We start from the raw sequence: 24,047 nt of genomic DNA, 5'->3' as shown, positions 1-24,047 counted from the left end.
TGGGCCGGGGGCATGCTTGCCGGACCCTCAACAGGCGGATCAGATGTTTTTGAAAAAACCCCTGAAAAACGGGGCAATCGAACACATCGGCTCCATTGTAAGCGCTTACAACGGGGCCACGCAATGAGAGCTGTTTCCCGGCGCGGCACGGCAGTGCCGGCCTTATTGCAGCAGGTGCAGGTCGGCGGGAGTGTCCACGTCGGCCCCGTCGGTGAAAGGGCTGAAATCAACAAGGTCCACCACGTCGGCGTGGGCCTTGAGATAGGCGCGCGCGGCGGAATCACCCGATGCCATGGCGGCGGCCCCGGCGGCGTGGGCCAGGGTGAACACCACGGGGTTTCCGCGCCTCAGGGGTGGACGGCTGCCGCTGGTGCCGGAGGGCCCGGCCGGGACCCCGTGGCCGGAGCGGTAGCCTGCAGCCGTGATCCTGCCGGGGCGGTGCAGGGCGATGAGCGTGGAGATGAGGGCCGCATCCATGCCGGGCTGGTCCACCAGCGCCACCAACACGGTTCCGTCCGCAGGCGGCAGGTGCCCCTGCCCGTCCAGCGCCGCGGCGACACCCACGGCGAAGGAGCTTCCCATGCCATCCTGCCAGCGGGGATTGACAACAACCCGGCAGCCCGGGGGAAGGGGTACGGCGGCCACTTCGCCTGCGCCGGCGCCAGTGACCACCACCACCTCTGTGCAGCCGCCGCGCAGCAGTTCGCCCGCAGCATGGGCCACCAGGGTGGTGCCGCGGAATGGCAGCAATGCCTTCGGCCCCAGCCCCAGCCGGGTCCCGGCACCTGCCGCCAGCAAAACCGCCGTCGTGCGTGTCATGGGACAACCATAGCGGCCAGCGGCCGGCGGTCATTGAATGGCGGTGGCGAATATCGGCAGGGGAGGGGATGATGTGGGCATGTGGGTTGGGTGGATCGAATTTGACGTGCTGCTCGGCGATGTTCATTCGCTGAAGGCGAAGCGGTCGGTGCTGCGGCCGGTCATTGCCGAGATCCGCAAGCGCTTCGACGTTTCAGTGGCGGAGGTGGACCACCAGGACCTGCACCGGCGTGCCATGGTTGGCGTGGGGCTTGTCTCCGGGCAAAGGGCCCATTTGGTGGAGGTGCTGGACGCCGTGGAGAACCACGTGGCCGCCCTTCCTGAGATTGACCTGCTCAGCGCGCGGCGCCGGATTCTCAGCAGCGATGACTGAACTCCGCGGCTCAGTCCGACGGCGGACGCCTCCTTAGTGCCTTCGTCGCGGACCGCTGCTGCTTGGCCGCCTGGTGCCGCCGCTTCGAACCGCGTGTGGGCTTGGTGGGACGCCGGGACGCTGGCGGGGGAGCGAGCGCCGCGGCCACCAGGGCGCCCAGTTTCTGCATGGCGATTTCCCGGTTGCGCAGTTGGGAGCGCTGCTCATGCGCAGTCACTGTCAGCACCCCGCCTGACAGCCGGCGCCCCAGCTGTGCCAGCACGGCCGCCCGCTGTTCATCGCTCAGGACCGGCGATTCAGCCGCGTTCCACATCAGTTCCACCCGGCTGTCGGAGGTGTTGACGTGCTGCCCGCCCGGCCCCGACGACCGAGAAAAGCGCCAGCTGAGCTCCGCTTCGGGAATCGTGAGCGCCGGGCCAACCACTATGTCCATTCCCCCAGTTTGCCACGCACGGGCAGGGCCGGTGGCGCAGGCCGGCCGGCGCCGTCGGCCCTGCCCGGCGGCTGGGTCAGTTGCGGGATGGGGCAAGGAGCGGGCAGGACTCCGGCAGGGGCTAGACGTGCTGGTCGACGATGACCGGGTTGCCGTCCGGGTCCAGGACGATGAAGCTGGCCGGACCGGTGCCGGATTCGTCCGCCGCGACCTCAAATTCGATTCCCGCCTCCCGCAGCGTGCGCTGGATGTCCCTGACGTCCGTGAAGTGCGGCAGGGCCTGTGCCTCATGGTCCCAACCCGGGTTGAACGTGATGGCGTTTTTCTCGAACATGCCCTGGAACAGCCCGATCACGGCATTGCCGTTTTTCATCACCAGCCAGTTCTGCCCCGCATCGCCCACATGCGGGGCAAATCCGAGTTTTTCGTAGAAGGCCACGGAGGCCTTGATGTCTTTCACGGTGAGGCTGACTGAAAACGCGCCAAGCTCCATGGTGTGCTCCATTCTCCTGGGTGGTGCCTTGATGATAGCCCCGGCGGTGTGCCCGGTGCCTGATTCGGCTGCTGGGCTGCCGCCCCGCGGGTCCGGCTCTGGCCAGTCCCGTGCCGGGGGTGCATGATGGAGACAGGCGGCAGTCCGTGCCGGATGCCGCAACCGCCGGTAACCCGGCCCGGAGTGAAGGAGCTGACCCGCCATGAACATGATGGGACTTGCCATCGTCATCGCCGCCATCGTCGTGATCACTGTCGTCATGGGACTTGTCGCCACCCACGGCCAGTACAAGAAGCCCAGCCACTGACCGGCGCCGGCGCATGACGGCCGGGGCACTCCGCGGACAACGGCGGAACCGGCACCTTCACGGGTCGTGCCGTGCCTTGCCTTGCGTTCTTCCCCGTCGGGGCGGCGCAGCCACAGTGACCGCGCCGTGCCGCCGGTTGGCCACCCCGCAGTGTAATGATTGGGGCGGCGAGTCAATCATCTTGAACAATGGGGATCACATCGTGGCATCAAAGGCAACGGTCTCGGACGAGGCTTCCGCAGGATTGCCCGGCGCGGACGCCGGCACCGACGAATTGCTTGAAACGGCCGGGCAGGAAGCAGATGCCGCCGGTGGGGTCCCTGCTGCTGACCAGGCGGCGCCGTCCGTCCCGGACGTTGCACCCGCGAAGCCTGCCGGCTCGGTGGCTGCCGGAACCGGATACGCGCCCGGTGGACGCATCCTCTTGTACCTGGCGGCGGCGGTCGTTGCACTCGTCGGCGTATGGTTCGCCAAGGACGTGCTGGCACCTGTTGCTGTCGCCGCCGTCATAGTCATCATTGCCCACCCGGTCCGACACCCGCTGGAACGCCGCGGCTGGCCCGGGTGGGCCGCCACCACGGCCGTCGTGGCAGTCAGCTTTGCCATTTTGGCAGGGCTCGGGCTGCTGCTCACGGTGGCCGCCGCGCAGTTCATCAGGATGCTGCCCAACTACTCGGATGAATTCACGGCCGTGGTGGACAGCCTTGTTTCGGCGCTCGGATCCCTCGGCTTCCACCCTGCCACCGCAGCGGGAGCCTTCGACTGGCTGACGCCGAGTTTCCTCCTTAACGCCGCCTACGGGGTGGCCGATTCCATCCTGGGCCTGGCTACGGCATTCTTCTTTGTGCTGGCGTACGTCATTTTCATGGCCGCCGATGCCGCAACGCTGGGCCGCCGGAAGGTGGGCTTCGCCCCACGCCCGGCCGTTATCGCCGAGCGCTACTTCCGGGGTGTCCGCCGGTACTATGTCGTGAACGCCACCTTCGGCCTGATTGTTGCCGTGGTTGACGGCCTGCTGCTGTGGTGGATGGGCATCCCGGTCCCCATCGTGTGGGCCGTGCTGGCCTTTGTCACCAACTTCATCCCCAACATCGGGTTCATCATCGGCGTCATCCCGCCGGCCATCTTCGCCCTCGTCGTGGGCGGCTGGCCCCTGGCCCTGCTTGTTGTGGCCGCGTACTGCGTCGTCAACGTGGTGCTCCAGGTCATGGTGCAGCCCAAGTTTGTCAGCGACGCCGTCGGGCTGACCATGACCCTGACCTTCTTCAGCGTCGTCTTCTGGACACTGGTGATCGGGCCGATCGGGGCAATCCTGTGCATCCCGCTCACCCTGCTGGTGCGGGCCATCGCCCTGGAGTCGAGCCCGCACAGCAAGCACCTGCGCGCACTCAGCGGAGACACGGAACCCACTTCCTAGGGCCGATCCCGGGTGTCCACATGGTGGGAAGGCCTTGCATAATTCCACTACACTTGTCCGGTGCCCAAACTTCAACCAGTCACCGTGTCAGTCGCCAGGACCGTCCAGCCCGGCTACCACCGGCAATTTGCGGCGTGGGCGCATGCCGGACAGGAACTTGCCCGCGAATGGCCAGGCTACTTGGGGTCCGGCTGGGTGCGGGCCAGCCCGGAGTCCAACGAGTGGCATGTCATGTACCGCTTCTCCGACGTGGAGACGCTGCGGGCCTGGGACGATTCCCATGAACGCAGGTGGTGGATCGACAGCGGCGGGGACCTGATGGAAATCACCCGCGTGGAGCACCGGACGGGCATCGAGGGCTGGTTTGACCGGCCCGGCGATGTTTCCATCACCGTTCCGGAAACCGTTGTTCCGCCGCGCTGGAAACAGGCCGTGGGCATCTTCCTGCCCTTCTTTCCACTCAGCCTTCTCTCCAATCTCCTTCTCTCCCCGCTGACGGCGGGCTGGCCGGTGGTGCTGGCCGTGCTGCTGAACGTCTGCATCCTGACCCCACTCATGACCTACCTGCTGCTGCCGCTGAGCATGCGGATGCTGCGCCCGTGGCTGCAAAAGCCGCGGAGGGTGCGCGCACCGCGGACGTAACATTCCGCCGCCGAACCTTGGATTCCGGCGGAACGGAGAAACCATTCTCCGTTCGGGATTGACGCGGGGGCGGGGGCGGGAGATGCTGGCCCGATAAGTTGCTGTGCGGTACAGCCCGTGCAGGCCGCCGTCCTTGCCACACTGGAGTGTCATGAAACTGCCCCGCCGCACCGTCGTCGCGTTGTCCGCAATGGTTGTCCTGGTGGTGGCGCAGGCGGCGGCCGACCCCACAGGCCTGCTGGCGCTGGTGGGGTGGTCGGGGGCGGCCCTGCGCTTTGACCTGGGCCTGTGGCCGCTGGCGCCGTACCTCATTTTTGTCCCGGTGCTGCTCGCCATGACCTGGTGGACCACGGCCCGCGCCGGCATGAGGTTCTGGACGCACACGGCGGGGCTGGTCCTGGCCGTGCTGCTGGCCCAGGCCGCCGCCGCATTCGCCATGTCCTGGGACCTGTCCGTTGCAGGCTGGTCTGCCGGGTTCGTGGCCGCCAAGGCTGTCCCGGCGGCGCTCATCGTTGCCGCTGCGGCACGAATCTTCGGCGGCTCGCGCACACGGGTCCGGCAGGGGGCGGGGAATCCGTGGCTGCCCGCCGTGGTCCTGGCCCTGTCCGCGCCCGTGCTGGCCGGCCAGTTGTGGAGGGGTGCCGCCTACGCACCAGCGTTCCCGTGGCCCGCCACGACAGCGGCATCATGTCCGTCGTGGGGGCTGTGCTGCTCCTGCTTCTGTTTGCGGTGCCGCTGATGCGCAGCATTTGCGCGCGCGTGCCGGGCATGCTGGGCGGGTGGATCGCGGCCCTTGTCGCCGGAGGTGCCGTGGGTGTCATCCAGGCACTCATCGGCATGGTGGTCGACGGCGGCTTTCGCGGCGACATCTGGCCCGTCATGGTCCTGTATGTGGCGGTTTCCGACGGGATTGCCTTTGGCGCCTGCACCGGCTGGATTGCAGGGTTCGCCGTGCTGGCTGCCGGCCGTTTCCACAACAAGGTGCCCGCAGGGGCGGGAACCGCCCGCGGCGGGGGAGGCGCCAGGGCGGCCGCGGCAACAGCGGCAGGCGCGGCGGGCGCCGTCGTGCTTCTGGCAGCCATGAACCTCACCGGTCCCGCCCCGGCCGCCGCCTCCAGGGACATGGAAGCGGCGGCCGCGGAAGTCATGCCCGCGGACTTCCTGCGCGCCCGGGACTCCAGGATCACGGACGGGCACGGCAACCAGGTGCTGCTGCGCGGGGCCAATGTGAACCAGCTCGTGGACCTTTACCAGCATGACCCCGCCCTGCCCGCGGTCCGCCCGCTCACCGAGGCAGACTATGCGGCCATGGCCGGCTACGGCCTCAATGTGGTGCGGCTGAACATTTCGTGGTCGGCGCTGGAACCGGTGCGCGGCGAACTTGATGCGGCCTACCTGGGGCGGGTCAAGGAGGCCGTCACCTGGGGGAAGAAGCACGGGATCCATACCGTGCTGGACATGCACCAGGACGGCTGGTGGAACGGGCCCAGCCCGGAGGATGTGCAGTGCCGGCCCGGGACCGAGCCCATGTGGGGCTATGACGGGGCGCCGGAATGGGCCACCATCACCGACGGTGCACCGCGGTGCCAGTTCACCGGCCGCGATATCTCACCCGCCGGAAACCGCGCGTTCCAGCACTTCTTCTTCAACACGGACGGAATCCGGGACGCCCTGGCGCAGACGTGGGGGAAGCTTGCCGCCGAGTTCCGGGACGAGCCCATGGTGGCAGGGTTCGACCTGCTCAACGAGCCCGGCTTTGGCGAGAGTGCACCCGTTACGACGGCGTTTAAGCTGGCGGAGTTTTACGGCTCGGCCATCGACGAGATCCGGGATGCCGGGGCGCAGCAGATCGTGTTCATTGAGCCGAGCATCTTCTGGTCCGGGCTGGGTTTTGACACCGGCCCTGTCCCGGGATTCACCAAGGATGGAAACCTTGTGTTCTCCCCGCACCTCTACGCCGAATCCATCACCATGGACCGGGACCTCGGCCTGCCGCCCTTCGTCAGCCTGGAACGCCAATTCGACGTGGCGCAGCGTGTTGCTGCCGGCTACAACGCCCCGCTCTGGTCGGGGGAATACGGATACTGGGGTGAGGATGCCGACGTGCTCTCGCGCATGGGGCGCTATGCCGCCGCCGAGGACCTGCACATGTTGGGCAGCGCCTACTGGGTGTGGAAGCAGGCGTGCGGTGATCCGCAAAACGGCATCGGCCCCACGGGCAACGGACTCATGATGGAGGATTGCGCCACCGGAGACGACATGGAACCCATGACCGACGTGCTGGAACTGCTCAGCCGGGCGTACCCCAAGCGGGCCCCCGGAACACTCACATCGCTTTCGGCCGCCGGCCCGGTCTTTGAACTTGCCGGATCGACCGCCGAACCCAGCTGCGGCCTGGAAGTGTGGATTCCCGGGAAGGCCAGGCCCGCCCTGGACGGCACGGGCGTCACAGGCGTGAAGCTCAGCCGTGTCCAGGGCGGCTGGTCCATGACCGGTTGCGCAGAGGGCAGCTACACGCTCAACGGCCGATAGCAGACCGCCGCACGGACGTCCTTAAGCACGATTTCCCCTCCGCGAAACCAGGTCGCGGAGGGGAATCGGGTGATCACCCGTTGAAACTAACTGGCGTTTGCCGCGGCCAGCAGCTGCTCCAGCTGCTCGGGCTCAACTCCCGAGCCGGGGAAGCCCATCATGCGGCCGATGGGAGCCGAGGCCAGCATCTTCAGGATGGACGGATCGGCCAACAGGCTCGTTTCCCCGCCGCTCATGGCAGCGGTGATGATGGGTCCGGCAACGGGGTGCGCCATCACCTCGCCAATGCTGGAATCAACTGTCAGCGGCACACGAATGACATCGCCGGTGACGTCTGCGGACACTGCTGCGCGGATGTCACGGCTCGAGGCGCCGACCTCCACCGTGTAACTGCCGCCTTCCACGGTCCAGCCCGAAACCCGGGTGTCCCAGTACGCCAGGTCCTCGCGGCGCACCGAAACCTCCACCGTGCGGCTTTCACCGGCGGCCAGGTGCACCTTGTTGAAAGCCTTGAGTTCACGCTTGGCACGAGAGACCGCGGAGGCGGCCAGTCCCGTGTACACCTGGACCACTTCGGCGCCGGCTCGGGCACCGGTGTTGGTGAGGGTCAGCGCAACGGTGATGCCGGCGTCGTTGGCAACAGCGGAAGCATCCGAGTACTCGAATGTGGTGTAGGAGAGTCCGTGCCCGAACGGGAATGACACCTCCATGTTGCGGGAGTCGTACCAGCGGTAGCCCACCATGAGGCCCTCGCCGTAGCGGACATGGCCGTGCTCGCCGGGGAAGTTTCCAAATGCTGCGGTGTCCTCGAGGCGGACCGGGATGGTCTCGGCCAGGCGGCCTGAGGGATTGACGACGCCGTAGAGCACCTGGGCGATTGCCCCACCTCCCGCCTGGCCCAGCAGCCAGCCTTCGATGATGGCGGGGACGCGGTCGGCAAAGCCCGAGAGGCGCACCACGCCGCCGTTGGAAAGGATCACCACGGTGCGCGGATTGGCGCCCAGCACAACCTCAAGGAGTTCCAGCTGTGCTGCGGGCAGTTCCAGGTGTTCGCGGTCGAAGCCCTCGGACTCCTGTGAGGCCGGAACGCCCAGGAACAGCAGCACGGTTTCGGCTGCGGATGCGGCGGCTACGGCCTCCGCTTTCTGTTCGGCGGTGCTTTCGCCGTCCTCGCCGTAACCGGCGGCAAAGGGAACGTCGGTGCCGGTCAGGCTGCGGATTTCCGCCAGCGCATTTTCCAGCCTGGTGGGGTTGATCTGCGAGGAGCCGGCACCCTGGTAGCGGGGATCCTGCGCGACGTGACCCACGACGGCGACGGATGCCGACAGCGCAAGCGGCAGGACGCCGTCGTTCTTCAAAAGGACAACGCTGGCCGCAGCAGCATCGCGGGCCAGGGTTTTGTGCGCCTCGACATCGTACGTGGCGGAGGAATCCGCGCCTGCCACAGCCTTCTGAACCATGGCCACCACGCGTGAGGCGGCGGTGTTGAGAACCGACTCATCCAGTTCGCCGGCGGCAACTGCCGCGACCAGCTCGGCGTCCGTGCGCCCGCTGGAGGACGGCATTTCCAGGTCCAGGCCCGCGGAGAGTGAGGCGACGCGGTCAACCACGGCACCCCAGTCGGAGACCACCAGGCCCTTGAAGCCCCACTCGCCGCGCAGCACGGTGGTCAACAGCCACGGATCCTGCGATGCGTAGGTGCCGTTGATGCGGTTGTAGGAGCACATGACCGTCCACGGCTGGGCGTCCTGGACCACACGCTGGAAACCGCGGAGGTAGATTTCACGCAGCGGGCGCTCGTCGATGTCGGCTGAGACGCGCATGCGGTCTGTTTCCTGGTTGTTGGCAGCGAAGTGCTTGAGCGAGCCGCCCACGCCCTGGGACTGCAGGCCGTTGACCAAGGCCGCACCCAGCACGCCGGAGAGCAACGGATCCTCGGAGAGGTACTCAAAGTTGCGGCCGCACAAGGGGGAGCGCTTGATGTTCACGCCGGGGCCGAGCAGAACACCGACGCCTTCCGCGCGGGCCTCCTCGCCCAAGGCCGTGCCAACCCGGACCAGCAGCCCTTCATCAAAGCTGGAACCAAGCGCCACGGCAGGTGGGAAGCATGTGGCGGGAACACTGCCGGCCAGACCCAGATGGTCCGAGGCCTCGTCCTGCTTGCGGACGCCGTGGGGGCCGTCGGTCAGCATGATGGAAGGAACGCCGGGGGCTTCCTTGGTGGTCCAGAAGTCCGCGCCGCTGGTGAGGCCCGCCTTCTGCTCCACGCTCAGGGACCCTGCGACTTCTTCGGGGGTGGGGTTGGTCATGATGCTCCTTGTTCAATGGTTGTTGATCGGGTGCGGCGCAGTGGCTTTCCCCGATCTCGGTCAAGCAGAGGGGAAAAGGCCCACCACAGGATCAGGGTAACCCCAATTCCTGCGGCGGTGCCCGCAAGGGTGTCGGAGAGCCAGTGGGCGTTGATGAAGGTGCGCTGCCAGATCATGCCGGCGCCCAACAGGATGCCAATGATCCACCAGATCCAGCGCCGGGCCACCGGAATCAGGGCTGCTGTGGCCACGATGATGAACCCCATGGTGACGGCGTGCCCCGAGGGGAAGGACCCGTGATCAACCCGGACGAGCGGGCTGTACAGGCCGGCGGCCTCATCGGCAGACGGGCGCGGGCGGTCGACCAGATTCTTGGCAATTTGCGCAACCACTGTGGTGCCAACCATCGAGGCCAGCACAAACAACGCTGTGCGCCAGCGCCGGACGGCAAACAGGATGCCGGGGATGATCAGGACATAGATAACCATGCCCAGCAGCATGCCCAACTGTTGGAAGAACACGGACGGCAGAATGTTTTCCGCACCCGGGCCGGCACCAACCAGCCGCCGCCATGCGTCATCCATGCGCTGGGTGAACGGGTGGGTGACGTCGAGCGAAATCAGCGCACCGAAGACCGCAAAAGCCAGCACCAGCGCAAGGCCGGTGACAAGCAGGCGCCGACGTGCCGGCGTCGTACTTTCCATCCGGATGGTTCTAGCGGCGGGGGAGGGCACGTCAGCGCACCGCCTTGATGAACCAGACCGCGAAGGCGCCCAGGATGGACAGGACAATGCCGATCGGGAAGAGCGCAACGTAGCCGCCGAACGTCAGGATGACGAAGCTGGCCACGCCGGGTGCCAGCGTCTGCGGCAGGGTCGCGGCAATGTTGACCACGCCGAGGTCCTTGGCGAAGGAGTCGGCGGAGGGCAGGACCTCGCTCATGAGCGCCTGGTCCACGGCTTGGAAGGCGCCGAAGCCCAGACCCGAGATGACGGTGAACAGCAGCCAGCCGGTGAAGGTGGGCATGAGCATGGGGATGACCAGTGCCAGTCCCACCAGGATCGAGGAGACGAAGACGAAGATCTTGCGGCGGCCCAGCTTGTCGGAGAGCGGGCCCGCAATGAGGGTCGCGGTGATGATTCCGGCGAGGGAGGCCAGGCCGAAGAGCGGGATTGCTGCCGCGGCGCCGTCGCCCAGGCCGATGTAGTCGGAGAGGATGTAGAGCTGGTATCCCGTGACCGCGAAATATCCCGTGTAGAGCAGCAGGCGCCCGGTGAAGGCCCAAAAGAAGTCAGGATGTGCAATGGGGTTGACCCAGAACGTCTTCAGGAACACCGTCAGGGAGAAGGACTCGGGCTTGAGCTCCTTGCTGGAGTGGTCCGGGTTGAAGACCGTGAACAACGTGATGACGACAACGGCGAAACCTGCGAAGAACATGTAGCCGAACGGGATGTTTTTCGCGAAGATGGAGCCTACAATCTGGCCGCCAATGGCACCGAGCATGGCGCCGAGGCCGGCCAGCGCGGAAAACGTGCCACGGGCCGCGCGGGGCACGCGGTCCGGCAGGATTGCGCTGAGCGGGCCCTGCGTGAAGTTGTAGGCGATCTGCACGATGACCCAGGCGATGCCGATCTGCACCAGCGAATTGGCCATGGCCATGCCGATGAGAGCCAGTCCGCCCACCAGCGTGCCACCCACCATCAGTTGAGCGCGGCGGCCGAATTTGGAGCGGGTGCGGTCAGAAATGAGCCCGGCAATTGGTTGCGCCAGCATGGCGGCGAAGGAACTGATGGTGGAGATGATGCCCAGATTGGCAATCTTGTTGGCTGGGTCAATGCCTGCGACTTGCAGCGGGAGGAGGATGCCCGGCACGGCGCCCCAAATAATGAAAATGCTGATGTTGGCCGGAATGATCCAGCCCAGAAGGCGCTTGACGCTGCCCTTGACCAGCGGCGGCGGATCTAGCTGGCCGTCGAGTGTTGTGGATGGGGGTGTGATTGCCATTTAGGAAACCTCTCAAAGGGCTCTTCGTTGAGCCGTACGTGAATACCGTAGGGCACTCGGTTTCAAAGTGCAAGAACTATTTGTGGCCACGGTCACAGGTTTTGGTGCTGCGCAGGGTCCCCACCTTCCTTGTTTGCCGCACCTTTGGCTTGGGGTGTGTTGGTTGGGACGAGTGGACGGACTGTGTTGGCCCGGTTCGATGGCGGCTGATCATGGCGGCTTCAATTGGGGCGCAGCGCGGTTGCTCAGGGGCGGCCCAGGATGTTGTCTGGGCCTTGGATTCGCGGGCTGAAGCGCATGATTCTGCGGTCATCCTGCGCATGCCAAAAGTCGCTTGGGGTATGCGCGTGGTTGGGGTGGCTAACATCCGCAGCCCCGGCTGAGGCGCAGCTTTCAGGGTTCAATCCGGCGCATGCCCAAACCCGTCGTGGCGCACGCGCACGGTAGGGCTCCAGATGGCGCGCATAAAGCCTAGAGGAGTTTGCTGCGGTGGGATTTAGGGCGCACACCTGGGTCAGTATGGAGCTCCGTGGCCTTACGAGTGGCTGTTTGTGCCTGCCTGCTGCGTGGCTGGAGCCGGAACAGTTGGCCAGGGGTGGCCCAGGATGTTGTCTGGGCCTTGGATTCGCGGGCTGATGCGCATGATTCTGCGGTCATCCTGGGCATGCCAAAAGTCGCTTGGGGTATGCGCGTGGTTGGGGTGGCTAACATGCGCAGCCCCGGCTGAGGCGCAGCTTTCAGGGGTCAATCCGGCGCATGCCCAAACCCGTCTTGGCGCATGCGCAGGGTAAGGTCCCAAATGGTACGCATTAAGAAGCCTTTGATTCCTCCACAGGGGGAGCCTTGCTGACTTCCATCCACAATCGTGCCCAGGGGGCTGTCGCGCCACCTGCTGCAGCGGAACCATTGGTCGCATGACAACTCAAATTGAACGAAAGAGCCCGCCCGTCGTGGCGGAAATTGAGCGCCTTGGAAAGGTTGCGCGAAGAAAAGACCTGCTCAGTCGGGGCTGCACTGAATGGCAGCTCAAACAGGCCGAAGATGCGGGGGCTGTTCGCAAGGTCGGTCGCGGCTACTACGCTCTCCCCGGAGCGGACCCCCTCGATGTGCGCCTTGCTCAGCATCAGGCGAGACGCACATGCTTCAGCAAGGCGGCCCAGATTGGCCTGTGGGTCATCGAGGAGCCCAAGATCACGCATGTTGCTGCCGCGCATGGACGCCCGGTGCCAGGGTGCGTGGTCCACAGGGTCAGTGGACCACAGACATTGATAGACATCCTGCGCCAATGTGTCCATTGTGGCAGCGAAATGGAGGCGCTGGCGGTCCTGGAATCCGCAGTGGTCCTGAAGCAATGCACCATCCCCCAGCTGCGAGCAGCCTTCAGCGGCAGGAAGGACGCAAAGGCGCGAGCCATCATCGACATGATCGACCCTCAGTCGATGTCCATCATTGAGACCATGGCCCGCTATTACCTACGTCAAGAGGGGTATAACGTGCAGTGCCAGTATCGCGTCAAGGGCATGGGGGATGTCGACATGTTGATTGAGGGGCTGCTCGGCTTGGAAACGGACGGGGTCAATTTTCACGACACTCAGGACGGGTGGGTAAAGGACATGGTCCGCAACAACATGATGCTCATCGAGGGCCTGCCCTGTCTGCGGGTTACGGGGAGCATGGTGCTTCACCGCCCCGAGCTGATGCTTGATTGGGTGCGGCAGGCCCTGGCGACGATCACCGCCCAAGGCGAATGACTCCCGCACGTGGAGGGCCGGCCAAGCCGCGAGGCCGCCACCAGGCCCACATGCCGGCGAAGCCGGTTTCCTTGGCGTCAGGCGCGGACCAGGGCGTCCCACAATCGGGACAGATGCGCGGCCATGTCCAGTGAGTTGTCCATCAGCCACTGGCTCTGCAGCCCGTCGATGGAAGCCTGCAGCATCAGTGCAATATGCGCAGCATCAAGGGAACCTGGCAGTTCTCCGGCGGCCTGTTGGGCCTTGATGGCGTCGGCAACCGTCTGCTGGAAGAAAGCTGTGCGCTCCTGGAAGTAGCCGTGCGCTGGATGGGTTTCCTCACTGGCCTCGGCAGAGAACTGGGTGTAAAGGTGCATCAGGCCGGGCACGTCGGTGTTGTGCCGGACAACATCCAGAATTCCCCGGATCACGTCGTTGTGGTTCAGCTGAACACCGTAGGCGTCCATATCCACCTCATCGCGTCGGCGCAAGACCTCGATGAAGAGGTCTTCCTTGGTGCCAAAGTAATGCAGAAGTCCGGTTTGGCTCAGCCCCACCGCAGTTGCCAATTCACGAAGAGAAGTCTTGCGGTAGCCCCTTTCGGCAATGACCCTCAGGGCGGTGGTTAGAATTTCATCGCGCTTGGCGATGCCTTTTGCGTAGGATCCTCGTGCAGCCATCTTGCCAGCATAAGCCAAAGCGAGTTCTGCCCACCTCTTGACTGCGAAAACTGAGCGGGATACTGTTTTGAAATATCCACTAAGTAGGAGCACGCGTGAACAATGTAGATCCGCAGGCCAAGTCCGTCGACACCAGCTTCCGGGACGCTTCCCTGCCTGTTGCAGAACGGGTCGAAAACCTCCTGCAGCAGATGACTCTTGAGGACAAGGCGGGACTGTTTTTCCACACCATGATCATGCCCGGCAGCAACGGCGGCGTTGACGTTGTGGACGGAATGTTTGACGTTCCCAGCACCACGGACATGATCCTCAAACAGGGCATGACCCACTTCAACGTCCTCGGCTCCGCACCGTCCGGCCAAGAGCTCGCCGCTTGGCACAACGCCGTGCAAGAAGTTGCAGCCAGCACCCGCCTGGGCATCCCCGTCACGCTCTCCACCGATCCGCGCCACCACTTCTCCATGAATCCCGGCGCCTCAATGCTGGCCGGACCGTTCTCGCAGTGGCCGGAAACCCTCGGCTTCGGCGCCCTGGGTGATGAAGAAACCACTGAGAAGTTTGGTGACATCGCCCGCCAGGAGTACGCCGCCGTCGGACTTCGCGTGGCACTGCACCCGCAGATCGACCTCGCCACCGAGCCGCGCTGGGGACGCCAGAACGGCACCTTCGGCGAAGATGCTGAACTGACGGGCAGGCTCGGCGCCGCCTACATCCGCGGCTTCCAGGGCGAGAAACTTGGCCCCGATTCCGTGGCCACCATGACCAAGCACTTCCCCGGAGGCGGTCCCCAGAAGGACGGCGAAGACCCCCACTTTGCCCACGGCCGCGAACAGGTCTACCCGGGTGGCAACTTTGAGTACCATCTCAAGCCCTTTGAGGACGCCTTCGAGGCTGGCACCAGCCAACTCATGCCGTACTACGGGATGCCCGTAGGCACCGAGTATGAAGAGGTCGGCTTCGGCTTCAACAAATCGGTCATCACCGGCTTGGCTCGCGAACGCTATGGCTTCGACGGCATTGTCTGCACCGACTGGGGCCTGCTCAGCGACGCTGTCATGATGGGCGAGCCCTTCCCGGCCCGTGCCTGGGGCGTTGAACACCTGTCCGTGAAGGACCGCATGGCCAAGGTGATTGACGCCGGTGTGGACCAGTTTGGCGGGGAAAACATCCCCGAACTCCTGGTCCAACTGGTCCGCGAAGGCCGTCTTACCGAGCAGCGCATGGACGAATCCGCCCGCCGCCTCCTGCGCGAAAAGTTCGTGCTGGGCTTGTTCGACAAACCCATGGTGGATGAAGAAGCCGCCGGCCGGATCGTCGGCAATGACGAGTTCCGCGCCGCGGGGGAGCAGGCGCAGCGCGAGGCGCTCACGCTCCTCACCAACAACAACGTCCTGCCGCTGGCCAGGAACATCAAGGTCTACGTGGAAGGGTTTGCACCCGAAGCAGCCGCAGCCTACGGCGAGGTGGTGGCAACACCGGAGCAGGCCGACGTCGCCCTGCTCCGCTTGCAGGCACCCTTTGAACCCCGCCCCGGCATGTTTGAGAGCTTCTTCCACCAGGGCTCGCTCGCGTATCCGCAGGACGAGGTGGACCGTATCAACGCACTCTGCGCCAAGGTCCCAACTGTCCTGGAGATCTACCTGGACCGGCCTGCCATCCTCACGCCGTTCGCCGACATGGCAGCCGCGCTCATGGTCGATTTCGGCGCCTCTGACGAAGCCGTCCTGGACGTCCTTTTCGGAGCCAGCCATGCACGCGGCAAGCTCCCCTTTGAGCTGCCCTCAAGTATGAATGCCGTAGTAGAAAGCAGGCCAGACATGCCCTTTGACACCGCAGCCCCGCTGTTTCCCTTCGGCCACGGGATTGCGCTGTGAGCGCCGCGGACCAGCGTGTTAGGTCCTTCGTTCAGGCGAGTACGACGGCGGGGCTCGTCAAGGGTGCCTGGCGCAACAATTGCGCTGTCTTCTTAGGCATTCCCTTTGCCCAGCCACCCGTGGGTCCCTTGCGTTTCGCTGCACCCGTGCCGCACGAGCCGTGGGAAGGTGTCCGTGACGCCCTGGTCATGGGGGCCACCCCGCAGCGAGGCGACAATGGCATCACGCTGATTCCGGAGCCATCCGTTGAGGGCGAGTCCACGCTGAACGTCAACGTGTTCACACCGTCGCCCGGCGCCGATGCCAGCCTGCCCGTACTGGTCTATATTCACGGAGGCGGCTTCACCTCGGGTTCCCCGGCCAGCACTTGGTACGACGGCACCGCCTTCGCCCGCGATGGAGCCGTGACAGTGGTGATCTCATACCGTCTGGGCTTTGAAGGATTCGGCTGGGTGGAAGGTGCTCCGCACAACCGCGGCGTCATGGACTGGCTGTTGGCCCTTGAATGGGTGCAGGAGAACATTGCCTCCTTCGGCGGCGATCCGGGCCGTGTCACCATTGCCGGCCAGTCCGCCGGCGGAGGTGCCGTCTTGACCCTGCTGGGCATGGAAAAAGCGCACCACCTGTTCCAGGGTGTGTACTGCATGTCCGGTGTGGCAGCGGACGTCCCCGTGGACAAGGCCCGCGACTTTGCCCTGAAATTTGCAAAGACGGCGGGGGTGGCGCCAACACGCGCGGGCTTCGAGTTGGTGCCGGAGGAGAAGCTTCTGGCGTTGCAGAAAAAGGCGATCATGCCCAAGGGCATGCCGCTGAAGGCGTTGCAGTCGCTGGCAACGGACGGATTGATCCTGGGGCCCGTTATGGATGGTGTTCTCATCACCCAACCCACGATCGACTCCATCCGTTCCGGCATCGGCTCACACATCCCCCTGGTCATCGGCTCCGCAGACGATGAATTCTCCATGATCTTTGCCATGATGAAAAAGATCGTAAAGTTCATTCCCACCGGCTTCCTGCTAGGCGGCCTGGGCATGAAGGGTGAGCGGCGTGCCCGCTACCTGGCCGCCAACCAGGATGTGGTGCCAGGAGGCTCCGGTGCCATTGCCGGCCGGTTCCTGACGGACTCCATTTTCCGCACCTTCATTGTGAAGTTCCTCGAGGCCCGCGGCGATGCACCCACCTGGGTGTACCGCTTCTCCTGGCGTTCGCCGGTGTTTGGCTACGCGATCCACTGCATAGACGTCCCGTTCTTCTTCGACGTCCTGGACAAGGGCGCCATCGGCGCACTGGCCGGCGACGCCCCGCCGCAGAAGATCGCCGACGAGCTGCACGCCGACGCCAGCCGCTTCCTGGCCGAGGCCGATCCGGGCTGGCCGCAATACGGCGCCAAGGCCACAACCAAGGTCTTCGACCTTGAGAGCACCGTGATCGACGACGGTTACCAGTCGGTCCTGCCGCTTCTCTAACAGCAACCTCCTGTGTGTGGATGCCCCGCAACTCGAGGAGTTGCACCTGATGCTTCCGTGTCTCGAATGATGAACCCCATAGGGGCGCAGGAACTGGTGGACCCGTATATTGCTGCAGTGTCGGTGATGGGCAGGGCCCCGTCCACGTTGCCGCCACGGATGCGGCCCACATGCCCCAGGCGGTCAGCCACATGGTCCGCGCCCTGCACCACATTGGGCACCGCTGGTAGCGCTGGGGCCTCAGCCCAGCAAATCAGCGAGCCCGTGGATGAGCCAGGGGTTCCACCACGACCAGTCGTGCCCGCCGGTGACCGAACACAGGGAAATGTCCGCACCCAGCGGCACCAGGTCCGCCAGCAGCTGCATCGAGGTGGCATGGATTTCCGCCTCATAAATGCCCGCCTGCAGCCGCAGCACCACACGGTCCGCCACCCGGGCCAGCGGCTCGGCCAGGTCGTAGCGCCACAGCGAGGGCGACTGCGCCAGTGCCACGCCCACCAAATCCGGATGCCGCGCCACCTGCCACAGCGACGCAAGGCCGCCGTAGCTCGCCCCAGACACAATGGTTCCAGCCGCATCCGTGCGCACCGGCAGGGTTCGGCGCAGCACCGGCAGCAGATCCTCTGCCACGAAGTCCACGGTGCCCACTGGCCCGCTGAGTTCCTGGGACCGGGTGGCCCCGTCGAATGAATCCACCATGGCCACGTGCAGGGCAGGCACGACGCCGTCCCTCACCGCTGCGTCCAGGGTTGCCTTGAGGTTGAGGTGCTTCGCCCAGACCTGCCCGTCATGGAGGATGAGCAGGGGAGTGGGTCCCGCGGTGCTGCCGGGAGCTGGTGAATATATCCACACGGTGCGCAGGCGCCCGTTGCCTGAGTCCACCAGCTGCAGTTCCGCCAGTCCCTCCGAGGCGGCGCTGGTCGAACCTCCTGCCAGCACGCCGCCCATGACGGGAGAGGTGGCGACCGGATCCACGCGCGCGGCGGCCAGCCAGGGGGCGGCCGGGGCTCCGGGAAGCCGGACCACGGACATGGCCCCGCCGTTCATCCCCGCACCCAGCACGGGGTTGAGCGGGTCCGGGCCGCCGGCGTCGGCAGCCATGCGGATGGCCCGGCGCATGGTGGCGGCCTGCCAGGGTGCTTGCCCGGGGCCGCGGTGGACGGTGATCCGGTAGCCGCATTCCCAGTCCGCGGGCATCAGGTACGTCAGCACCCACAGCCCGGTGCCTTGATGGCGTTCAAACTCGCTGGCCGCCGTGTTCCTGTGGTCCACCAGGGCATTGGCGGAGAGGATCACGGCGGTGGCATCCGGGGCCACGTGCAGGAAGGTGACGGCCCGGAGGTCCGCCCGCCCGTCCGGGGATGGCTCCACCAAGGGGAAGCTGCCGCCGTCGCCGGCGAGGAGCCGGGCCAGGAACGCCTCCTGCCGCCCGGCGCCCCAAGCATTCCAGCGGGCGGCGAAGTGACCGCGAAGCACTGGAATTGCCGGGGCCTCGCCTGCCACGGGGTCCTTCGGGGCCGGAAAAGCTTCGGTACGTGAACCGTGCAGCCCGTTCACGCCGGCACCCGCACTGAATCGGGCGCCGCCGGGGACACGCCGTCGGGCTCCAGTGGAACCACCAGGGGTCCGCCCGTGGCGGGGTCGGTGATGACAACTGACTCGATGCCGTAGACCTCCCGCATGATGTCCGGCGTGGCGATCCGGGCCGGCGGGCCCTGGGCGACGATGCGTCCGTCCTTCATGGCGATCACGTGGTCGGCAAAACGGAAGGCGAGTGAGAGGTCGTGCAGCACGGTGACCAGCGTGTATTTGCCTGTGAGGTGGAGCCGCCGGCACAGGCGCAGCACCTCCAGCTGGTGGGCTATGTCCAGGAAGGTGGTGGGCTCATCCAGCAGCAGCACCGGGGTGTCCTGGGCCAGTGCCAGGGCAAGCCACACGCGCTGTCGCTGCCCGCCGGAGAGTTCGCCCACGGCACGGTCCGCCAACTCGGCGACCCCTGTGGCGGCCATTGCCTCAGCCACCTTGGCCTTGTCCACATCGGAGAACTGCCGCAGCACGCCCTGGTGCGGGAAGCGTCCGCGCGCCACGAGGTCGGAAACGGTGATGCCGTCGGGTGCGGTGGACTGCTGCGGCAGCAGTGCCAGCCGCCGCGCCACATCCCGGGTGCGGTAGTTGTGGATGTCCCTCCCGTCCAAATCCACCCGGCCCGCCGTGGGCTTGAGCAGCCGGGACAGGGCCCGCAGCAGCGTTGACTTGCCGCAGGCATTGGGCCCAATGATGGCGGTGAAGGATCCCGGCGGAATGACAACGTCGAGCCCCTCGGAGATGCGGCGGCCGTCGTAGCCCAGGTCCAGGGCGTGTCCGGACAGCACGTCGTTGCCGCCGGGGTGCGTGCTTGCAGTGTTCATGGCTTTCCTTCTTGTGTTGTATATCAGATGCTCCGGCTGCGCGTGACCAGCCACAGCAGGTAGCAGCCGCCCACCAGGCCGGTCATGAGCCCAATGGGCACGTGGACGGCAATCGGCAGATTTTGGGTGAGGAGGTCGCAGGCCACCATGAGGGCGGCACCCATGAGCGCGCCCGTGCCCAAGGGAACCTGAACCGATCGGGTCAGCCTCGCTGCGAGCTGTGGTGCCGCCAGGGCGACAAAGGCGATGGGCCCCACCGCGGCCGTGGCCACTGCCGTCAGCCCGACGGCGGCCGCCATGGAGGCCAGCCGGCTCGCCTCGACCCGGACGCCCAGGGCGCGGGCCACGTCGTCGCCCATTTCCAGAAGACCCAGGCTCCGGCCCTGCACCATGAGCACCGGGAGCAGCAACACCACGGCAATGACAACGGGCACGGCGTGCTCCCACGTCCGTGCCGCCAGGGACCCGGAGAGCCACATTTGTGCCTGGAGGGCCAAGTCCTCATTGCCCTTCAGCAGCAGCAGCGTGTTGACGGCACCGAGCATGGCGCCAATGCCAATCCCCACCAGGATCAGCCGGTAGCCGCCGCTGACGCCGCCCCGCACGGACAGCGCATACACCGCGGCCGCGGCAAGCAGCCCACCGGCAATGGCGGCCAGGGCGGTGGCGGCCGGGCCGGCGTTGAACAGGATGATCTGGGCCACGGCGCCCGTGGCTGCGCCGGTGGTGAAGCCGATGATGTCCGGCGAGCCCAGGGCGTTGCGGGAGATGGACTGGAACGTAGCGCCGGCGGCTCCAAGGCACAGTCCGACGCCGATGGCCGTCACCGTGCGCGGCAGGCGGATCCGGTGGATGACCATGCCGGCCTGCGGATTGTCCGAAACGCCGAACACGGCTGCCATGACCTCGGTGAAGGAGAAGCTGATGGTGCCTGTCTGCATGGCCAGCACCCCCAGCAGGGCGGTAGTCGCGGCCAGGGCGGTTCCCACCACGGCGGTGCGGGGTACCGCGGGGAGGCGAAGGGCGTTCACAGCTGCACCAGCTTCCGGCGGCGGGCCAAGGCAATGAACACCGGCGCGCCGATCACAGCACTCATGACCCCGGCCCCAATCTCACCGGGGTAGGCCACCACCCGGGCCAGGATGTCTGCGGCCAGCAGCAGCAGCGCACCCAGAAGCATGGAAAACGGCAGGAGCCTGCTGTGGTTGGGGCCCACCACCAGGCGGGCGATGTGTGGGGCCGCCAAGCCAAGGAAGCCTATGGGTCCGGCCGCTGCCGTTGCTGCACCCGCCAGGAGCAGTATGGCCCCGGTGCCGAGCAGCCATGTGGTGCGCATCTTGATGCCCAGCGCGTTGCCGAGGTCGTTGCCCAGGGAGAGTGAGTCAAGGCTCCGCGCGGTGGACAGCCCCAGCACCATGGCCACGGCGCAGGCACCGAGCACCCACGGCAGCACATCGTAGCCGCGGCCCTGCAGGGATCCACTTGCCCAGCTGACAAAGTTCCGCAGCCGCTGGGCGTCGCCGGCAAGGATGATGATTGCGGTCACGGAGCCGAGCATGACGCTGAGCCCGGCCCCGGCCAGAACCAGCCGAACCGGATTGTTGCCGGCGTCGTGCGCCCTGCCCAGTGCGTAGACCAGCAGGGACGCGGCGGCGGCTCCGGCAAAGCCGAAGCACATGTACTCGCCAGGACCCGTCGCGCCCAGAAATGCGAGCCCTGCGGCCACGGCTGCGGCGGCTCCGGCATTGATGCCCAGGATGCCCGGCTCGGCCAGCGGGTTGCGCGTCAGCGCCTGCATGAGGGCGCCGGCCAGTGCCAGTGCCGCACCGACTGCCATGGCCAGGAATGTACGAGGGAGCCGCAGCTCAACGACCAGAAGGTGCGTGTTTTGGGCCGGGTCAAAGTGGGTCAGTGCCTGCCAGGTCTCTGCCGGGGAAATGGCCCGGCTGCCGATCGCCAGGCTCGCCAGGGCCAGGGCCGCCAGGAGCGCGAGGCCGCCAATCCAAGCGGGTTTCATCCGGGAATGCTTGCGCGGGGACTGGAACATCTCTAGGCGCAGCCGTTGCTGTGGGGGTTCATTGCTGGTTCTCATTTCCTGGTGCTGTGCCGGCCCGGGGCGGACGCCGGCAAGGTTGCATAGGTAAGCCTAAGCTAAGAAAGTTGCATGGATATGCAGCGGCTTGAAATGTTGCCCAACGCTTCGCAAGGTGAAAAGTGTGGGATGTTTCACATATTTAACCCATTGTGCCCACGGCGGCCTTGGCGCCATCGCTCCGGCTTGAGTTGGCCGGCAGTGGCGAAATGGTGCTGCATGGCTTCGAAAACCCCGTCTTTGCGGCATTTTCGTCAACATTCCATCTCGCCCTCGGTTGACGCTGTCCCGGCGCCCTGGCCCTGGCGCCTACCGCTGGCGTGACGGCGCTGTCAAGCGGTGAAAATCTTCATAACGAAACAAAAATGTGACGTAAATAAGTTAGGTAAGGCTATGCTCGCTTCGTATCGAGTGTCCGGATGAGCCGGGCCCAACAATTACTGGACGGAATCCACTGCCGTGACGGAACCAAGGACATTGCTCGTGACAGGGGCGGCCGGAGGAATTGGCAGGGCCTGCGCCCTGAAGCTGGACCGGGACAGCCCGGTCCGGGACGTCCTGGTCCTGGCGGACCGCGACGGTCCGGGACTGGAACGGCTGGCAGCCGAAATGCCGGGCCGCCAGGTCCTGGCCGTGCCCACCGACGTCAGCAACCCGGACTCCGTTGCGTCCCTGTTCTCCGCCATCGGGGCCCTCCCGGATCCCTTGGCCGCACTTGTCCACGCGGCAGGGATCCTCAGCGTCGGCTCCGCCCTTGAGGTTGACTTCCAGGCGTGGCGCCGGACGCTGGCGGTCAACGCCGACGGCGTGTTCCTGGTGGCAACCGCAGCCGCGCAGATGATGCTGCAACGGCCCTTGAAGAACCGCTCCATGGTTCTTGTCGGCTCCAACGCGGCCGGCGTTCCGCGCTCCACCATGCCGGTGTACGCCGCGTCCAAGGCCGCGGCCGCAGCGTTCATGAGGTCCCTTGGCCTCGACCTGGCACCACGCGGCATCCGCTGCAACACCGTCTGCCCGGGATCTACCAACACCGGGATGCAGCAGGCCTTCTGGGGTGCTGATGCGCAGTCTGGGCGCCAAACCGTGCTGGAAGGCGATGCCAGCGCGTTCCGGGTTGGCATCCCGTTGGGCCGCATGGCCGAACCCGAAGACATTGCCGACGCCGTGGCGTTCCTGCTCTCGGAACAAGCCCGGCACATCACCATGCAGGACCTGTATGTGGACGGCGGCGCAACGCTGCGCGCCTGAACCACCATCCCAGCGACTTGATTTCCACCGAAAGGCACACCATGACCATTGCACTGGCGCCCGCGCCGATCCCCACCGCAGCCTGGCTGCGAGACCCCCTGGCCGAGTACAGGCGAGGCGACTTCCTCATGTCCGGCACCGCCGGCAGCGTCCTGGGGCGAGGCACGGCAACCCTGCGCATGGATGCCGCCAACAGCCGCGAGATCCTGTCCGCACACTTTGGCTCCGCACCGCAGCGACCGGCCATCGCCGGAGTCCTGCCATTCCAGCCCGGCAAAAGCGGCGAATTCCTCATCATGGACACCACGCTGCGTGGACCCCGCCTGGCCCGCCCCGCCGCTGCGGCCACTGTGGAGCAAGGAGGCGCCAGCCGCAAGCCGCACGGTGGGACGCACATGGCACCACAGGCCGCGGATGGCCACTACACGGATGCCGTGGCCACTGCGCTGAAGAAGTTCTCACCCAGTGGCCTGCAGAAAGTGGTGCTGGCGCGTTCCCGCAGCGCTGCCCTGCCGGAGCCGCTGGACATCACCGCATTGTTGGCCCGGTTGCTGGGACAAAATCCCGCGGCCTACGTGTTTGCCGCCCCGCTGCCCGGCAACAAGACGCTGGTGGGTGCCAGCCCCGAACTGCTGATCCGCCGCAGCGGCACCCTGGCACTGAGCAACCCGCTGGCCGGTTCGGTGCCGCGCTGCGCCGACCCGGTGCTGGATGCCGCCAATGCACAGGAACTGCTGCGCTCGGCCAAGGACCTGCGCGAGCACGCCATCGTGGTGGACATGGTGGCCGGTGTCATGGGCGGGCTGTGCAACAACATGGTGGTGCCGCCCCGGCCGGAGCTGGTGCGCACCGACTCCATGTGGCACCTGTCCACCAAGCTCCAGGGCAGGCTGAAGGACCCGGAGACCACGTCCCTGGACTTGGCCTTTGCCCTCCACCCAACTCCGGCCGTGTGCGGCTGGCCCACCCAAATGGCCTGCGAGCTGATCGAGGAGCTGGAGGAAAGTGCACGCGGCTTCTACGCCGGCGCCGTGGGCTGGACCGATGCCGCGGGCGACGGCGAATGGGCCGTGAGCATCCGCTGCGCTGAAGTCTCCAACGACGGCGTGCGGGTGCATGCAGGTGCCGGGATTGTCCCCGGCAGCGACCCGCAGCTGGAGCTTGCCGAGACCGAGGCCAAGTTCCGCACCATCCTGGCCGGGCTGGGGGTGGCACAGTGA

The 24,047-nt window shown here is 66.1% G+C and carries 21 protein-coding genes; 10 read left to right on the top strand and 11 right to left on the bottom strand.

The window, feature by feature from the left end:
- Positions 1-162: 162 nt before the first annotated feature.
- Positions 163-819: a nucleotidyltransferase family protein gene (locus JOF48_RS17895; protein ID WP_209683148.1), complete on the bottom strand. Its 657-nt coding sequence runs from the start codon at positions 817-819 to the stop codon at positions 163-165.
- A 79-nt stretch (positions 820-898) separates the two neighbouring features.
- On the opposite strand from JOF48_RS17895, the gene JOF48_RS17890 reads away from it, so the two are divergent.
- A complete protein-coding gene (locus JOF48_RS17890) occupies positions 899-1,192 on the top strand; it encodes a DUF503 domain-containing protein (RefSeq protein WP_209683146.1) in 294 nt (97 codons plus the stop codon).
- A 10-nt stretch (positions 1,193-1,202) separates the two neighbouring features.
- Here the strand turns inward: JOF48_RS17890 and arfB are convergent, their stop codons facing one another.
- Positions 1,203-1,625 carry an alternative ribosome rescue aminoacyl-tRNA hydrolase ArfB gene (gene arfB, locus JOF48_RS17885; RefSeq protein ID WP_209683143.1) on the bottom strand — a complete coding sequence of 141 codons (423 nt, stop codon included), beginning with the start codon at positions 1,623-1,625 and terminating at the stop codon, positions 1,203-1,205.
- Between the two features lie 121 nt (positions 1,626-1,746).
- The gene (locus tag JOF48_RS17880; RefSeq protein ID WP_209683140.1) at positions 1,747-2,118 is read right to left on the bottom strand and encodes a VOC family protein; all 372 of its coding nucleotides are present in this window, start codon (positions 2,116-2,118) and stop codon (positions 1,747-1,749) included.
- A 509-nt stretch (positions 2,119-2,627) separates the two neighbouring features.
- Between JOF48_RS17880 and JOF48_RS17875 the strand changes: the two genes are divergently transcribed.
- The 4 genes from JOF48_RS17875 (at position 2,628) to JOF48_RS17860 (ending at position 7,016) form a co-directional block, all read left to right on the top strand.
- The gene (locus JOF48_RS17875) at positions 2,628-3,842 is read left to right on the top strand and encodes an AI-2E family transporter (protein WP_209683138.1); all 1,215 of its coding nucleotides are present in this window, start codon (positions 2,628-2,630) and stop codon (positions 3,840-3,842) included.
- A 60-nt stretch (positions 3,843-3,902) separates the two neighbouring features.
- Entirely contained in the window at positions 3,903-4,484 is a 582-nt protein-coding gene (locus tag JOF48_RS17870) for an antibiotic biosynthesis monooxygenase (RefSeq protein ID WP_209683134.1), read from the top strand.
- A gap of 151 nt (positions 4,485-4,635) precedes the next feature.
- On the top strand, positions 4,636-5,223 hold the full coding sequence (locus tag JOF48_RS17865; protein WP_209683131.1) for a hypothetical protein: 588 nt from the start codon (positions 4,636-4,638) through the stop codon (positions 5,221-5,223).
- Entirely contained in the window at positions 5,148-7,016 is a 1,869-nt protein-coding gene (locus JOF48_RS17860) for a glycoside hydrolase family 5 protein (protein ID WP_209683128.1), read from the top strand. The genes JOF48_RS17865 and JOF48_RS17860 overlap by 76 nt, the downstream gene beginning before the upstream one ends.
- A gap of 86 nt (positions 7,017-7,102) precedes the next feature.
- Here JOF48_RS17860 and JOF48_RS17855 read toward each other — a convergent pair whose 3' ends face one another.
- From JOF48_RS17855 to JOF48_RS17845, 3 genes are read right to left on the bottom strand one after another with little or no spacing between them, the layout of a single operon-like run.
- Positions 7,103-9,325, bottom strand: coding sequence for a glycoside hydrolase family 3 C-terminal domain-containing protein (locus tag JOF48_RS17855; protein WP_209683126.1), 2,223 nt, complete (start codon positions 9,323-9,325; stop codon positions 7,103-7,105).
- Complete coding sequence (locus tag JOF48_RS17850) at positions 9,322-10,029, bottom strand: phosphatase PAP2 family protein (protein ID WP_209683123.1); 708 nt, start codon at positions 10,027-10,029, stop codon at positions 9,322-9,324. Before JOF48_RS17850 ends, JOF48_RS17855 begins: the two co-directional genes overlap by 4 nt.
- Before the next feature lie 31 nt (positions 10,030-10,060).
- Positions 10,061-11,329 (bottom strand): MFS transporter, encoded by a 1,269-nt coding sequence (locus JOF48_RS17845; protein ID WP_209683120.1) that lies wholly within the window; start codon positions 11,327-11,329, stop codon positions 10,061-10,063.
- Between the two features lie 914 nt (positions 11,330-12,243).
- Here JOF48_RS17845 and JOF48_RS17840 point away from each other — a divergent pair.
- The gene (locus JOF48_RS17840) at positions 12,244-13,080 is read left to right on the top strand and encodes a type IV toxin-antitoxin system AbiEi family antitoxin domain-containing protein (protein ID WP_209683117.1); all 837 of its coding nucleotides are present in this window, start codon (positions 12,244-12,246) and stop codon (positions 13,078-13,080) included.
- Positions 13,081-13,157: 77 nt separating this feature from the next.
- On the opposite strand, the gene JOF48_RS17835 is transcribed toward JOF48_RS17840, so the two are convergent.
- Positions 13,158-13,739 (bottom strand): TetR/AcrR family transcriptional regulator, encoded by a 582-nt coding sequence (locus tag JOF48_RS17835; RefSeq protein WP_209683113.1) that lies wholly within the window; start codon positions 13,737-13,739, stop codon positions 13,158-13,160.
- A 95-nt stretch (positions 13,740-13,834) separates the two neighbouring features.
- Here JOF48_RS17835 and JOF48_RS17830 point away from each other — a divergent pair, with 95 nt between their 5' ends.
- Together JOF48_RS17830 and JOF48_RS17825 are read left to right on the top strand one after the other, a co-directional pair.
- On the top strand, positions 13,835-15,613 hold the full coding sequence (locus tag JOF48_RS17830) for a glycoside hydrolase family 3 protein (RefSeq protein WP_342591295.1): 1,779 nt from the start codon (positions 13,835-13,837) through the stop codon (positions 15,611-15,613).
- Complete coding sequence (locus JOF48_RS17825) at positions 15,610-17,079, top strand: carboxylesterase/lipase family protein (RefSeq protein WP_209683110.1); 1,470 nt, start codon at positions 15,610-15,612, stop codon at positions 17,077-17,079. Before JOF48_RS17830 ends, JOF48_RS17825 begins: the two co-directional genes overlap by 4 nt.
- A 240-nt stretch (positions 17,080-17,319) precedes the next feature.
- Here the strand turns inward: JOF48_RS17825 and JOF48_RS17820 are convergent, their stop codons facing one another.
- The 4 genes from JOF48_RS17820 to JOF48_RS17805 are packed head-to-tail and all read right to left on the bottom strand — an operon-like array spanning position 17,320 to position 21,504.
- Positions 17,320-18,636, bottom strand: coding sequence for an alpha/beta hydrolase-fold protein (locus JOF48_RS17820; RefSeq protein ID WP_209683107.1), 1,317 nt, complete (start codon positions 18,634-18,636; stop codon positions 17,320-17,322).
- Entirely contained in the window at positions 18,633-19,487 is an 855-nt protein-coding gene (locus tag JOF48_RS17815) for an ABC transporter ATP-binding protein (protein ID WP_209683104.1), read from the bottom strand. The genes JOF48_RS17820 and JOF48_RS17815 overlap by 4 nt, the downstream gene beginning before the upstream one ends.
- Before the next feature lie 23 nt (positions 19,488-19,510).
- Positions 19,511-20,518, bottom strand: coding sequence for a FecCD family ABC transporter permease (locus tag JOF48_RS17810; RefSeq protein WP_342591294.1), 1,008 nt, complete (start codon positions 20,516-20,518; stop codon positions 19,511-19,513).
- A complete protein-coding gene (locus JOF48_RS17805) occupies positions 20,515-21,504 on the bottom strand; it encodes a FecCD family ABC transporter permease (protein WP_245346599.1) in 990 nt (329 codons plus the stop codon). The genes JOF48_RS17810 and JOF48_RS17805 overlap by 4 nt, the downstream gene beginning before the upstream one ends.
- Before the next feature lie 558 nt (positions 21,505-22,062).
- On the opposite strand from JOF48_RS17805, the gene JOF48_RS17800 reads away from it, so the two are divergent.
- On the top strand, positions 22,063-22,827 hold the full coding sequence (locus tag JOF48_RS17800) for an SDR family oxidoreductase (protein WP_209683102.1): 765 nt from the start codon (positions 22,063-22,065) through the stop codon (positions 22,825-22,827).
- A 41-nt stretch (positions 22,828-22,868) separates the two neighbouring features.
- Positions 22,869-24,047 carry an isochorismate synthase gene (locus tag JOF48_RS17795; protein ID WP_209683099.1) on the top strand — a complete coding sequence of 393 codons (1,179 nt, stop codon included), beginning with the start codon at positions 22,869-22,871 and terminating at the stop codon, positions 24,045-24,047.

The sequence above is a fragment of the Arthrobacter stackebrandtii genome (genome assembly GCF_017876675.1).
GTDB classification, from domain to species: domain Bacteria; phylum Actinomycetota; class Actinomycetes; order Actinomycetales; family Micrococcaceae; genus Specibacter; species Specibacter stackebrandtii.
This window is presented reverse-complemented; position numbering and strand designations above follow the sequence as displayed.